The sequence below is a fragment of the Sediminibacterium sp. FW305-C-61 genome (assembly GCF_058231065.1).
Window position 1 is genome coordinate 252,856 of the sequence record NZ_JBIQXR010000002.1, and the last position, 13,213, is coordinate 266,068.

The window sequence follows — 13,213 nt, forward strand, 5'->3', positions numbered from 1 at the left end:
GGCGTAAATGCCAAGAGAAAGTTAGGTTTTAGCCACATATTACTTATCAACAAACCTTAATCAGCAGGATTCCGCATATTTGTAACTATGAAAACCGAGGCAAAAATATCCCCAGTTTTATTTATCAGGCCCGCTTTTTTGCTTTTTCTGGCATTATTGGTCCATTTCCTGGGCTATTTCCCCAAAGCAGTCGAGAATTGGTACAGCACCGGCATCTATAAAGGAATCTCCTCCACCTTAAGGGTGCTTACGAAATGGGCTCCTTTTAGTATTGGAGATTGTTTATATGTACTATTTATAATAAGTGTAGTTGTAGGACTAATTAAATCAATCATTCTTTTGCGGAAGGGGAGCTGGGCAATTGGTTTATGGGGTTTATTGGCCCTTAGGCTATTTAATAAATTGGCAGGTATCTATATTGTTTTCAGGTTATTGTGGGGATTGAATTACGACAGACTTGGCATAGCCTACCAACTAAAGCTATCTAAAAAAGGGTACCAAACGGAGGAAGTGATTCAACTTACCAACCGATTGATCGATAGTTTAAATGCCTGTCGCAAACTTATGCCGGATACGGTTTTACCGTCGCAACCGGTTGATAGCATTTTCAGGATGGCCAGTATTGGCTATGCCCGGGCATGGGATCGTTTTACTTTTTTAAATTATAACCACCGATCTATAAAACCCAGTTTATTTAATGGTTTGGCAGATTGGGTTGGTTTTACCGGCTATTATAATCCATTTACAGGAGAGGCTCAGGTAAGAACCGATGTTCCAGAACTGGTACTTCCTTTTGTAGCATGCCACGAAATAGCCCATCAATTAGGATATGCCAGCGAAAGTGAAGCAAATATGGTTGGACTAATAGCAGCCATGTCAACAAAAGATGTTTTTTTCCGTTATTCAGCTTACAACGATTTGTTTACGTATGCGCAAAGAGAAGAATTGTATATGCTTGCGATGGACAAAGATTCAATACGCTTTCAGCAAGTAGTTCATTCAAATCGTGAAAGGCTCGATTCGCTGGTAAGAAAAGACCGCAAAGAAGTCCGGGAATTCTTTCAGCAAAGACAATATAAAACTTCGGCTACTTTAAATAATCTCTACGACCAATACCTCCGGTTCAATAACCAGGAGGCAGGCGTTAAAAGTTATGATGAAGTAATCGGATGGCTGATTGCCTACAATAAAAAGTATGAAAAGAAATGAACTGATAAAGTTGATAACTGCTGTCGGTTTAACAGTAGTTTTAGGTGCAGTGGGCGGACTGGTAACTTCTGCTGAAATACCCACCTGGTATGCCGGTTTAACCAAGCCTTCCTTTAATCCACCCAATTGGTTGTTTGGTCCTGTCTGGACAACCCTCTACATCTTAATGGGTATTAGTTGTTTTCTTATCTGGAAACAACCTGCATCATCAGGTCGAAACAGGGCACTCGTACTATTTATCATTCAGTTTGCACTGAATTTCTGCTGGTCATTTATATTCTTCGGAATGCATGAAACCGTTTGGGCACTTGCGGAAATGATAGTGCTTTGGGTGATGATTCTATTAACCATTTTCTCCTTCGCCCAATATTCCAAAATAGCTGCCTGGCTCTTAGTACCCTACATATCCTGGGTAAGCTTCGCCATGCTACTGAATGGGGCGATATGGAGATTGAATGGGTAGATGTGAATTGTGAATGGTGAATTGTCAATAGAACATGTGAAGAATGGGAATCAAAAGATTTCCAGTACACTTCATTCACAATTCACCATTGACCATTCACCCTTGACCATTCACATCAAAACTTATTCTTCCACATCATACTCTCCACCGGCTTATTGGGTTGGCCGCTGTATTTGGCATTGGATTTCTGGTTGTATTTTACTTCAATTTCCCCTTCTACCGGGAAATAGATGAGTTGACCAATTGGCATGCCATGGTAAACACGGACTGGTTGCTTGCAGGAAATTTCAAGGGTCCAGTTGCCGCAGAAACCAACATCGCCTTTACCAGCCGTGGCATGGATGTCGATGCCAAGTCTTCCCGTAGATGATTTACCCTCCAGAAAAGGTACATGTGCATGGGTTTCGGTGTATTCCAGTGTTACCCCGAGGTAAAATTTATCTGGCTCAAGTACAAAGCCCTCATCAGGAATATCGAAATACTCAATGGTATTGTGTTTTTTGGCATCCAGCACTTTGTCTACATAAACTGCCAGTGTTTTACCAAGGTGTACATCGTAACTGTTGCTGCCCAGATCGCCACGATTATAGGGCTCAATTTTGATGGTGCCCTTGTCCATTTCTTCTAAAATACGCTTGTCAGTTAGAATCATTCCTCAATAGTTTTGGGTTGGGATGCAAATAAATCTTAAATCTGCAATCTAAAACGACCTAAGTTCAGCGTGCCCCTGTTTTATCAACAAGATATCAACGAACAAACCCGTTTGGCCATCTGGAAGATCGCTGAACCGGAGTCTTTTTTCCTGGAAACAGTAACCCTGACCAAGGAAATAACGCATCCACACAAGCGCTTACAACACCTTGCCGGACGTTACCTCCTTCGTTATCTCTTCCCAGATTTCCCAACGGCAACCATTGCTATCGCTGATACGCGAAAGCCTTTTTTGCCCGATGAAGCCTATCATTTTTCCATCTCCCATTGCGGTGATTATGCTGCAGCTATAGTAAGCAGCACCCAAAGAGTTGGCATAGATGTGGAATTACTTACACCGAGGGTAGAAAAGATAAAACACAAATTCCTCCACCCCGATGAATTAACAATGTTGCATTCATCAAAAGCTGATCCTATAACCATCCTTACCTTACTATGGAGTGCCAAAGAAGCCATGTTTAAATGGTGGGGTAATGGGGACGTAGATTTTAGTGAAGTATTACGCATACACGAACTACCAGTAAATGAAAAAGGTGTTATCGCCGCTTCCTTCATCAAACAAACAGTCCATCCGTTGCAACTACACTATTCCCTTTTTGGAAACCTGACACTTGTTTGGACGAAAGGAGACATGAAACAGAAAAATAAGGAATAAGAAATATGAAATAAGGAAGTAAGATACCCTCCACTTTCACATTTCTTATTTCTTATTCCTTATTTCTCTGTTTTTTAGTCATCAAACCTACTCTTGGATTTCGGTATCAGCTAACCATCCTTACCTTACTATGGAGTGCCAAAGAAGCCATGTTTAAATGGTGGGGTAATGGGGACGTAGATTTTAGTGAAGTATTACGCATACACGAACTACCAGCAAATGAAAAAGGTGTTGTCGCCGCTTCCTTCATCAAACAAACAGTCCATCCGTTGCAACTACACTATTCCCTTTTTGGAAACCTGACACTTGTTTGGACGAAAGGAGAGATGAAACAGAGAAATAAGGAATAAGAAATATGAAATAAGGAAGTAAAATACCCTCCACTTTCACATTTCTTATTTCTTATTCCTTATTTTTCTGTTTTTTAGTCATCAAACCTACTCTTGGATTTCGGTATCAGCTAACCATCCTTACCTTACTATGGAGTGCCAAAGAAGCCATGTTTAAATGGTGGGGTAATGGGGACGTAGATTTTAGTGAAGTATTACGCATACACGAACTACCAGCAAAGGAAAAAGGTGTTGTCGCCGCTTCCCTCATCAAACAAACAGTCCATCCGTTGCAACTACACTATTCCCTTTTTGGAAACCTGACACTTGTTTGGACGAAAGGAGAGATGAAACAGAGAAATAAGGAATAAGAAATATGAAATAAGGAAGTAAAATACCCTCCACTTTCACATTTCTTATTTCTTATTCCTTATTTCTCTGTTTTTCAGTCATCAAACCTGCTCTTGGATTTCGGTATCAGCAACAGGTTGTTTTGCAGGGTTTGTTTGAGTTGTCTCTTTACGAGTTGTCCCATAGTGCGGGCTTTGGCGAAAGAGGGGGTGGCATTAAAATGGGTCGCTAACTCTGCTTTTAACTGTTCCAGTTTTTCTTTTGTTGATATGGTATCCGTGCTCATGATGTCGAGCAGCTCTTTGATGCGATAACGGGATGACACTAAGCGATAAGTCATCATGGTTCTTTCTTCGGCCTGGTATTGTGCGATGGAAGATTTGTCGAGGTGTTGTAAAGCAATATCTACCAGGGTTTTGTTTTCCTTGAAGAACTGTGGCAGGTACAGGTTTTTTCTCCCTTCATAAGATTGCTGGTCGAAATCGATGGCCCTGATACGGTATTGAAAGTCTTCAATATCAGGTATAATGTTTACAACAAAATTATACGAGCGCATATCGCCAAGTAATTGTACAAAGCAACGTTCGTTGAATTTTACAAATTCTTTTGCGAGTCGTATAAGGTTGGTATTGGCACTGTTTAAGTGCTCGGCAATAAAGATATCACCTGGTATGCCTGGAATATGTTCCTCGATCAGGGTATTTCTGTCTGTAAAGTAGGTCATACGGTTAGGGGAGAGCAGGTGCTCCAGTTCTAATCCGTACACGCGACTTGCATCTGCCTGTTTTATATAGTAGTGGTCATAATTGTCGTTAAACTTATTTACGATTCGAATGCGGAAGGGTTGACTGTTTCCGAAATAGCAGAAATCAATTCGTGCCACATCAAGGTGTTTGATAAAGCTCATGTCGCCCTCTGTTTTCAGAATGGCGTAAATGCGCACAAGGTTTTCACGCAGGTATTCCCATTCGCGCATGTCATAAGATACTTTCTCCCATGAAGTATCTTTACCCTGTCGGTCTTTTAGCGGAACTGAGTATGTATAACGCTGCAAATCTTTGTAACTCACCGGCAATTTTACTTCACGACTATAATGTACCAGGTATTTGCGCAGTGCATCATTGATGGGGAAGATGGGTTTCTTCTTCGAAGGTTTTTCTGCTTCTCCTGTTGAGATAATATGTCCGAATACATTACTCAAGTTCTAATGGTGTATTGTCTTCTAAGAGATTAAGATTTACTGCATCTGCACCTGCAATACCTTCAATAGATCCTTTGATATGTGCAGCATTGAGTAAAACTTTTTCTAATTGTTTTTCACGGGCCTTCCATAGTTTTTCCATCGCATCGCGTTCTTTCTGGATGCTTAGTTTCATGCTCATAAAGCCTTCGCGTATAGCTTTCCATTGTTCACTGAATTCGGAGCCTATGAGGTAATCGTAGAGCATCACCATTTTGTCGCCTTTGTTTTCCTGGCTTTTTTTAGCGTCGGCGATTTTCAATAATGCATTGCGGAGGAGTAATGCCACACTTCTTACTTCAGTAAATGTGCAGATATAAACACCATCTTTCTCTCCAAAGCGATCCATGTCTTTGGGGAGTGCCTGTGTAACAATTACAGCTACATCGGCACCAAGGTTACGCATATCTGTTTTAAGTTTTTCGATCCAATCGTTGGCAAAATCTTTGGTGCGTTTGCTTTCATAAATAATCTTGCCCGATTCATTACCAAACTGGTTGCGAACTGTTTGTATGCAGTCTGCGCCACGTACGCCTTTACCAACTTCTTCGATTGTATCATAAGGGAAAGTGGCCTGTAATAATGATTCCAGCATCAGTTCCTGCACTTCGCCCTGCAATTGCATACTTCCCTGTTCAGATTTCCGACGCATTTCTTCCACCAGTTTTTTCTGGTCTTCAATTTGTTTTTCCATCTCCTTCATGCGGAGTTGGTATTCCTGTTCTTTGATGCTGAGTTTTTCAGCTTCTTCTTTGGAGAGTTGTTCTTTTATTTTTTCCCTTTCTTCCAGTAACTGTCGCTGTAAGGATAGTTCCAGTTCTTCCTCTTTAGTTTTAAGGGCTTGTTCTTTTTGAAGGAATTCGAGTTCTTTTTTACGTGCTTCTTTTAGTTTCTCTTCTTTTTCCTTATCGGCTTCCTGCAGCATTTTTAACTGGTTCTCAAAATCGGCAACGATATTTTTGCGAAGACTGTCTTTCAACTCTTCTTCCAGTTTCTTCTTTTCCGCTACCAGTTTTTTATTGGCTTCTTCTTCTTTCTGTGCTAATTGTTGCTGGAAAGCCAGTTCTTTTTGTTTGAACTCATCGTCTTTTTTCTTTTGCCAGTCAACCATTTGTCCACGAAGCTCTTTCTGCACTTCTTCGCGGATCGAATCTCCTGGTTCAAACTGGTGGTTACAATTGGGGCAATGTATGATGAAATCGGCCATGTGTATTTTTTTTACAAAGTAATGTGAAACTACAAAATAAAAGTCCAGCAGGACTGCTTCGAATTGTAAGAACTTAAAACTGCTGTATGCACTTACGCTTCAATCGCCATTGGCACCAATAGGTAAGGATTAGACGCTCAGCTTTGGATTTGTGAAGCGTTTACATAATACCAAAAAAAGTCGTGTGCATAAAAGCTCAGACACGTTTTAATAAATCCGGGTTAGTGCGGAAGAGGAGATTCGAACTCCCACGCTTCGGTACTGTGAATCGATTGATAAAGAAAAAAAGCTTGGTAATAATAACAAGGTGAGAATATTGGAAGATTATAAGTCCACACTAATAGTATTGGGAGCTAAGCCAAGCAAAAGCAAATAGAATATTTCCCTTTCGTCAGGTAAACAATCGTGTGATGTATCAGCCACAGCCTAAAGCAATTCCTGGTCTTATTTCACGGTTTTTGCACGGCCCTCCGGAGCCATTACTCAGCGATATTTCCGCTATTCGTCCGGTTCAAAAATGAAGGCGAAAATCAAGTTTATTGATAGTAGCTTATTAGTCATAGAAGGATTATTCGTTATCATGTAATCCTTTTCAAATCATCTTGCTACAGCCTCTAACAGACATGCCAACCCAACACCATCATAAAAAAATCATATTATTTTTTTTTAAATAAAGTTTTGAAATTTGGCTTTTTTTCCCATTCTTACATTTCGTATTTCAAAATTTCAAATCATTCAACTATGTCTTACGAAGAAGATGATATTGCTGAAACCGGAGATAAACATGAAATTGACGGAAGGGAGTATTCAGTGGTGGGAAATACGGTTTATGTAAAGAATTTTTGGGGAAATTGGAAACTTGTCGAAGAAGAAGATGAGGAAGCCGAAGCAGGGGATCATAAAGAAATTAATGGCCAGACATATTCCGTTGTCGGAGATACAGTTTATAGAAAAAATTGGTTGGGTGGCTGGGCAGAAGTCGAAGATGAAAATGAACGGGCCGAAGCTGGAGAAATTGAAGAAGTTGATGGGGCCACTTTTTCCAGATTAGGTGATAATGTTTACAGAAAGACTTTTTGGGGAAACTGGAAGCTGACAGATGATGATGATGAAATTGCTGAAGCAGGCGATACCAGAGAAGTCAATGGAATTGAATATTCAGTGGTTGGTAATACAGTATATAAAAAGAATTGGATTGGCAGATGGGTGGAGGTTGAAGACGAAAACGAATGTGGGGAAGCTGGAGATCATTATGAAGTTGACAATAGAGATTATTCCAGAACCGGTGATACTATTTATAAAAAAAATTTCTGGGGGGAATGGGAGAAAATCAGTGGCCCTGAGGAGGAGGAGGACACAGAAGAAAGAGAAACAAGTTACAGAAGTTCAAACAATCGGTATGACTATAATGATGATGATAACAGTGATTATGACACATCTGACAGCACATCTTACACATCATCTTCCGAATCTGGTTCCGGTTCTCCAATAATCGGACTCATCGTTATTATTATTCTTGTTATTGCTGGCTACCAAATATTTAAGAAAAAAGATAATAGCCCATCAGTCGTATTTTCAAATTCAACCTTTCAGCCAGCAACTCAACCTGCAGTTGAAACGCCACCATCAAATCCCTATGGAGAAGGAAATGGAATGGTAACGTTCTATCATACTTGCGTTTATTGCCAAAATATTGAGGTAATATTTGAAGGAAACGTCATTGTAACCGTAAATAATGCGCCACTTCAGGAGGTACATTGTGGTGGTCAGGGCACTTTCCCCGTTTATGTGGAAGCTGGTACCCGCGTATTTGTTTTCCGTAATGAAAATGGGGAAACATGGGAAAAAACTGTAGAAGTTAAAGAGGGGGACTGTATTTTGGTAGAAGCTGAAAAACCTGATGAAACCGAACAACCTTCCGAAACTCCCACCATAACGACAGCCCCAGAAACAGCCAATGGAAACATTAATATTCCTTCTTCAATAAGTATTATCAGTCCAAAGGAGCGTGAGGAATTCGATTACCCAAGATACACAACTGTGGAATGGACGGAAGTTGAAGGTGCAGGATATTATGAAGTTGAAATGCAACTCGCAGATGCGCCATATGATTATTCTGCAACCAGTTTTTCTGAAATGCCTTACAGCAACAGGGGTTTTTACCTTACAAATTCAAACAGGGTGACAGTTCAGGGAATGGGAAAACAAGTGCATAGACTTCGGGTAAAGGCTATTGGTCATGGTAAGGTTATTCTGGTTTCGGATTGGAGGTATTTCAACTATATCCAGTAGAGAAGCAGCAGATTTATTTACTATTAAGATCAGACCTGTTTAAACTTGACAAATAGAAAAGAGAGCTAAATACCTAGCATAAAAGTTTGTTATTCGGGTTTGTTATTTTTTTTCGCGTTATACTGGATTATATGATAATCCAGTGAATTTGCCACGAGCTCTGACCAAACGGTTGCTTCACCAGCATGCAGATCCACCCAACCTTCTTCCCATCGGTCAACATCAATGACACGCTCATTATCAATTACTCCAGGATTCATTATCACCCTTGTAAAAGTGCTTCCATCTGGCAATCGGGCAAAATAGACCTCACAGGGATTCAGTGTAGCTTTCACAACGACTATCATTTCAAATACAAGGTTCAATTCAACGGGTTCAAGTGGCGTAATCCTATCCATAGATACTATTTTTTATAGCACTAAAATACTAATATTTTTAGTTTTTCAATATTTATACTACTTTTAGATTATGAATATGCTAACGCCGTTTGAGTTTGAGTATAAAGGGGAAAACCTGCAGATTATACCTCGCAAGGTTGGGATGGATTATGTTTATATCATCGATTTTCCTACCAGGAGGCCACCTCTTATGCTAACCAAAGCGCATAAAGAGGGCGGAAAAGCATTTTGGACAACTGTGCCGGAGGAAAGAGACAAAATGAAACAAGAAGCTGTTTTGGCTGAGGCGGCTGTATTGGGTGAATTAATCTCCAAACAATATCAAGAGGCAATTACAAGCTAATCATTGTTATCGATTATCAATACCTTTCTGTTTCAATTTTAAATGATGAAGCAAACATTCATGGAAATCTCGGCGCAGGCCTGCGGCCAGGTATATAAGGCTATTTTAGACAATTCAGCCAGTCACCGAAAATGTGCAGCTGTACTTGAAAAGGAAAATGAATTCCCAAACGCCGCGGCTCACCTGATACTTGCAACAGAAGAATTGCTCAAAGGATTGGTGGTTCTACTGGAAAGCAAAGGAATGCAACTTCGCAAGATCAAGGGTTTTAAGAAAATATTTACTGACCATAAAACCAGGCATTACCTGCTGAGAGACCTGATACCTGTGTGGATTGTCATTAAGAAAATTATCGATGAAATTGAGCACCCTACCTCGAAAAAGATTTTAAAACCTTCAGCACCAAAATTTTTAAGCTTTATTGTAGGTGCATTAAATATGGTGGAAGAAGGAATAAGCGGATATATGCAATACGAGTTCTGGAAAGGTGCAGATCAGCTTAAAAAATTGGCCTTCTATGTGGATTATGAAGACGAACTGCTTCAGCCAAAAGAAATTACCAAAGCAATTTACGATACCGTCAAACAAAATGTGGAAAGGGTGACCAAAGAGGTATTAGCATTTGTCCAGGTAATTGAAAACAGTACACCAGAAGAAACGGAGGCTTTTATCATGCGCACTATGGATGAAGATTTTCGGGATCAGCTTGAAAAAATAATCAGCGGTAAACATTCCATATTCGATGCATGATGAAAAAACTCAAAGAATGTTACTTCAACATGATCATGATTGCTTCAGCGATCAGGTATAGCTGGATCTCAAATGGTGCGATTCGGAACTTTATCCATTTGTCAGGAAACCAAGTACTTGACAGTTCTGTATTTCCAGAAAAAGACATCCAAAAAACCTATAAAGCACAGAACCTTAATATAAAAGCATACCTTATTATACAGACTTGTGCATTTTTAGAAGAGTATAAGCTATTCCATAAAATCAAGCCAGAAGATCCCACACAACTGGAAGCCAGCACCAGGTTTAAAAAAGATATCAAAGCCATACTAAAACCTGGTATCAGCTATATTAATGAATGCTGGTCTGAGCTTTCCAAGGCACGAAATGAAATGCTTGCACATGGCTGGCGGATTAATGGAGGTGATGCTATTTTTTTTACAGATGCAATTAACCATCCTGTAAATGCACCATTGGTTGATGAAGAATTTACTTTACTGATCGGTATTCTGGGAAGCATAATCGATGTATTACAAGAATACAATCCTCTCTATTTTGAAGAATTGGATGTTCTGATGCATGAAAGGATGAGCAAAAAACCGCACCACTTTGCCCCGACTTCTTCACATGCTTTCAGCATGTATGAATTTAAGAGGATCAAAGCATTGATGCAACAAGAACTTCGAGCCATTCAAGAACAAAGATAACCATATTGGCAATTAACTTTAAGAATCACCTGAGCGGATTTGGCTATATGAAATCTGAAGATTATATTATTATTGAAGGGCACCTGAACTAATACGTCCCTCGGATTTTATCATGAACAATTCAAAAAATTATGTAAAACTTGTTTTTTAAGGGGCCTCATCAGCATTGAATCCTCCACTTCTACCCCACCCAGTCCAGAACAACTATTCAGGTTGTATAAAAACTTGGTAACCGGCCTTTGCGTTCTGTCGGGTATTATCGTATTGGGGTTCATCATCCTTAAATTTTCCCTCTGGAACCTGACGTGACTGTTACCGACCTTTCTGAAAAGTGGATCATGGTTTTCAGCTTTCAGAAGACTGTTTAGAAAATAAGCAATCATCCTTTTTCGATTCAATTCATCCAAAGGGTGCGCCTTTTGATGACCGGATTTGTTACCTTCATATCCATGGATTTAAAAGTATTAGGTAAGGAAAGAATTTATTTTCTATTTAAGGGAGAGCGTTGCAGTTTTCAGGTCAATGAACTGGAGGACGGGTTCTGGGGTATCGAGTGCGGTCATGGGCTGTTTCAAATACTGAATACTGGCAGCATTCGCCTTGCGACATTGGTCTATGATGCGCTAGAAGAAATACGGAAACTTCACCCAGATCTGGCGCTATCCATGCAGGACGCCTATTTTGCAATCTGTAAGCAAAATATTGTTGCCTTTCGTAAATATCCCGGGGATCAGAGAAGATTATTTCAACTGAATTAATCATCGGTATGGTCTTGAATGCCTGGTAAATTATATTTTCATAAATCCATTTATTATAAGGAATAAGGCATCCTACCATATTACCAAGTTGCAAAGAGTTTTGTTCAATTAATCACTAACAGCAGCATCCTTTTTTTTTCTGTATTTCTATAATAGTTGTCGGATTCCCAATTGAAAATATTTTTAGTTCAATAACAGATTATTATTTTTAATAAAGCAATAATTATTTAAACGCTGAGGTATGCTCAAACTTTTATCCTGTCAGGTTATTATAAATTATTCTCCAGTCAACCTAGTCAACAATCCTTTGAACTTCCAAGTGAAATCAAAAATGGTGTTTTTACCCATTTTCTACTCGAAGGACTTTATGGAGGAGCTGACAGTATCAATCAAGGTAATAAGCATTTTTTGGATGGTGTGGTTACCGGAGAAGAACTATATCACTTTGTAAATATCAAGGTCAGAGAAAAAACAGTTAATGTACAAATGCCCGGTTTTGAACAATCCTCAAAATCACAATTCCCTCTTAGTGTCATTCGACCAATTAACCAGTCAGATCTTGCAAAGCTGTTTATGAATTATGATGAAAATCTTGTTGAGAATGATTTTTATTCGTTGCCAACAAATAAGACTGCAGTATCAGTTGCGGACGTAAGGATATCCGACAATATCTGCAGAGAGAATCATATACAATTTGGGTCATGTTATGGCAGATATGCATTTGTAAATATGACCGATGAACCGATTTTATTTTATGCCATTAATGGGAACGGCTTAATAAGACCAAACTTATTGCTGGCTCTTGGTGAAAAAATAGAAACACCTAATATCTATGCGTGTGGGAATAAGCCTGGAGAGTATCCTTCATTTCCTGCTTCGTTTTACTTTAAAACGCTGGATACTTACAATACAAAATATGCAAAGATGGTTTACCAGGTAGTAGGTTGTACTCTAAAGACAGTAACATTCACAAAACGAAATCTATATATGTCAAAGGATGGAGAGAAATACTAATAGAATTTGGAAAATTCATTCTTTATTTCCACTACCAGAACGATCTGGTAAAGAAAGTCCCTTCTTTGTGTTTCTTGAATTGAACTTCATAAGTATTGCCCAAGGCAATTGCTGAGTAACATTCCATTGATAAGTCATTACAAAGTTCAATTACCTTTTTTTCGATTTTTCCCATAGCTTTCGATCCGATGTATACTGCCTTTATTTGGGAAGTAGCAATCGGAACAAAGTCTGTATCCTTTTTGCTCATTAAAACTACCCTATGCTCACGTTCATACTGCCATTCCTTTTGTTTATTAAAAATCATTTTCATTATCCGTGAGTCCATTGGTTCAACTATATCAACCAAAGGCGGTGTTGCAGAATAAATGACAGGTGCATGTGCAAAAAAATCATCCGTATTTTCCAATTGATTGCAGATATCACTAACATACTCGACACAAATTCCTTTATAGTTATCGGTATAATGCGACCACATCAGGTTGTTGGTGTTTGTCTCGGTAAATGAGCTCATCGTTACCATCTGGGAAATGATTGCGCGCTGCGTTTGCTCGGTATACCAGACATAACCCCTATTTCCCCTTACACTGTCCTGCCATTCTTTAAAATCTTTTTCTGTTTTACCTGCATGAACCTGGAGAAATGCTTCCATCTGCCCCTTTGCATCCGGATCGATGTGTAAATTGAATTTCAATTCAAATGGATCATTTAAATTGAAAGCAGATGTAAATTTTATGGTTGGTTTTTCTCCAATAATATTTACAAGTGTCTTCTCATCCGGTATACTGTAGTACTTAAACATCCTGA

The 13,213-nt window shown here is 39.2% G+C and carries 16 protein-coding genes; 11 read left to right on the forward strand and 5 right to left on the reverse strand.

Annotated elements, in window-relative coordinates:
• Nucleotides 1-87 precede the first annotated feature (87 nt).
• A complete protein-coding gene (locus ACH30E_RS06240) occupies nt 88-1,209 on the forward strand; it encodes a DUF3810 domain-containing protein (RefSeq protein ID WP_490824059.1) in 1,122 nt (373 codons plus the stop codon).
• Complete coding sequence (locus ACH30E_RS06245) at nt 1,196-1,672, forward strand: TspO/MBR family protein (RefSeq protein WP_490824060.1); 477 nt, start codon at nt 1,196-1,198, stop codon at nt 1,670-1,672. The genes ACH30E_RS06240 and ACH30E_RS06245 overlap by 14 nt, the downstream gene beginning before the upstream one ends.
• A gap of 115 nt (nt 1,673-1,787) precedes the next feature.
• Here ACH30E_RS06245 and dcd read toward each other — a convergent pair whose 3' ends face one another.
• Nucleotides 1,788-2,324: a dCTP deaminase gene (gene dcd, locus ACH30E_RS06250; RefSeq protein ID WP_294995943.1), complete on the reverse strand. Its 537-nt coding sequence runs from the start codon at nt 2,322-2,324 to the stop codon at nt 1,788-1,790.
• 69 nt (nt 2,325-2,393) lie between these two features.
• Between dcd and ACH30E_RS06255 the strand changes: the two genes are divergently transcribed.
• The 3 genes from ACH30E_RS06255 (at nt 2,394) to ACH30E_RS06265 (ending at nt 3,738) form a co-directional block, all read left to right on the forward strand.
• Entirely contained in the window at nt 2,394-3,038 is a 645-nt protein-coding gene (locus ACH30E_RS06255) for a 4'-phosphopantetheinyl transferase family protein (RefSeq protein ID WP_490824062.1), read from the forward strand.
• 116 nt (nt 3,039-3,154) lie between these two features.
• Nucleotides 3,155-3,388 (forward strand): 4'-phosphopantetheinyl transferase family protein, encoded by a 234-nt coding sequence (locus tag ACH30E_RS06260; RefSeq protein WP_490824518.1) that lies wholly within the window; start codon nt 3,155-3,157, stop codon nt 3,386-3,388.
• A 116-nt stretch (nt 3,389-3,504) separates the two neighbouring features.
• Nucleotides 3,505-3,738 (forward strand): 4'-phosphopantetheinyl transferase family protein, encoded by a 234-nt coding sequence (locus ACH30E_RS06265; protein ID WP_490824519.1) that lies wholly within the window; start codon nt 3,505-3,507, stop codon nt 3,736-3,738.
• Nucleotides 3,739-3,812: 74 nt separating this feature from the next.
• Here ACH30E_RS06265 and ACH30E_RS06270 read toward each other — a convergent pair whose 3' ends face one another.
• Nucleotides 3,813-4,919: a hypothetical protein gene (locus tag ACH30E_RS06270; protein ID WP_490824064.1), complete on the reverse strand. Its 1,107-nt coding sequence runs from the start codon at nt 4,917-4,919 to the stop codon at nt 3,813-3,815.
• Nucleotides 4,912-6,165 carry a DUF2130 domain-containing protein gene (locus ACH30E_RS06275; RefSeq protein WP_294995952.1) on the reverse strand — a complete coding sequence of 418 codons (1,254 nt, stop codon included), beginning with the start codon at nt 6,163-6,165 and terminating at the stop codon, nt 4,912-4,914. Before ACH30E_RS06275 ends, ACH30E_RS06270 begins: the two co-directional genes overlap by 8 nt.
• Before the next feature lie 741 nt (nt 6,166-6,906).
• Between ACH30E_RS06275 and ACH30E_RS06280 the strand changes: the two genes are divergently transcribed.
• The gene (locus tag ACH30E_RS06280; protein WP_490824066.1) at nt 6,907-8,457 is read left to right on the forward strand and encodes a hypothetical protein; all 1,551 of its coding nucleotides are present in this window, start codon (nt 6,907-6,909) and stop codon (nt 8,455-8,457) included.
• A gap of 89 nt (nt 8,458-8,546) precedes the next feature.
• Here the strand turns inward: ACH30E_RS06280 and ACH30E_RS06285 are convergent, their stop codons facing one another.
• The gene (locus tag ACH30E_RS06285) at nt 8,547-8,855 is read right to left on the reverse strand and encodes a hypothetical protein (protein ID WP_490824068.1); all 309 of its coding nucleotides are present in this window, start codon (nt 8,853-8,855) and stop codon (nt 8,547-8,549) included.
• A gap of 70 nt (nt 8,856-8,925) precedes the next feature.
• On the opposite strand from ACH30E_RS06285, the gene ACH30E_RS06290 reads away from it, so the two are divergent.
• From ACH30E_RS06290 to ACH30E_RS06310, 5 genes are all read left to right on the forward strand, one after another.
• Nucleotides 8,926-9,198 carry a hypothetical protein gene (locus ACH30E_RS06290; RefSeq protein WP_490824070.1) on the forward strand — a complete coding sequence of 91 codons (273 nt, stop codon included), beginning with the start codon at nt 8,926-8,928 and terminating at the stop codon, nt 9,196-9,198.
• 45 nt (nt 9,199-9,243) lie between these two features.
• A complete protein-coding gene (locus tag ACH30E_RS06295) occupies nt 9,244-9,948 on the forward strand; it encodes an AbiV family abortive infection protein (RefSeq protein WP_490824071.1) in 705 nt (234 codons plus the stop codon).
• Nucleotides 9,945-10,634: a hypothetical protein gene (locus ACH30E_RS06300; protein WP_490824072.1), complete on the forward strand. Its 690-nt coding sequence runs from the start codon at nt 9,945-9,947 to the stop codon at nt 10,632-10,634. The genes ACH30E_RS06295 and ACH30E_RS06300 overlap by 4 nt, the downstream gene beginning before the upstream one ends.
• A gap of 449 nt (nt 10,635-11,083) precedes the next feature.
• Nucleotides 11,084-11,392: a hypothetical protein gene (locus ACH30E_RS06305; RefSeq protein ID WP_490824074.1), complete on the forward strand. Its 309-nt coding sequence runs from the start codon at nt 11,084-11,086 to the stop codon at nt 11,390-11,392.
• A 408-nt stretch (nt 11,393-11,800) separates the two neighbouring features.
• Complete coding sequence (locus tag ACH30E_RS06310) at nt 11,801-12,406, forward strand: hypothetical protein (RefSeq protein ID WP_490824076.1); 606 nt, start codon at nt 11,801-11,803, stop codon at nt 12,404-12,406.
• Between the two features lie 31 nt (nt 12,407-12,437).
• On the opposite strand, the gene ACH30E_RS06315 is transcribed toward ACH30E_RS06310, so the two are convergent.
• Nucleotides 12,438-13,208: a DUF2971 domain-containing protein gene (locus ACH30E_RS06315; RefSeq protein WP_490824078.1), complete on the reverse strand. Its 771-nt coding sequence runs from the start codon at nt 13,206-13,208 to the stop codon at nt 12,438-12,440.
• Nucleotides 13,209-13,213: the final 5 nt, after the last annotated feature.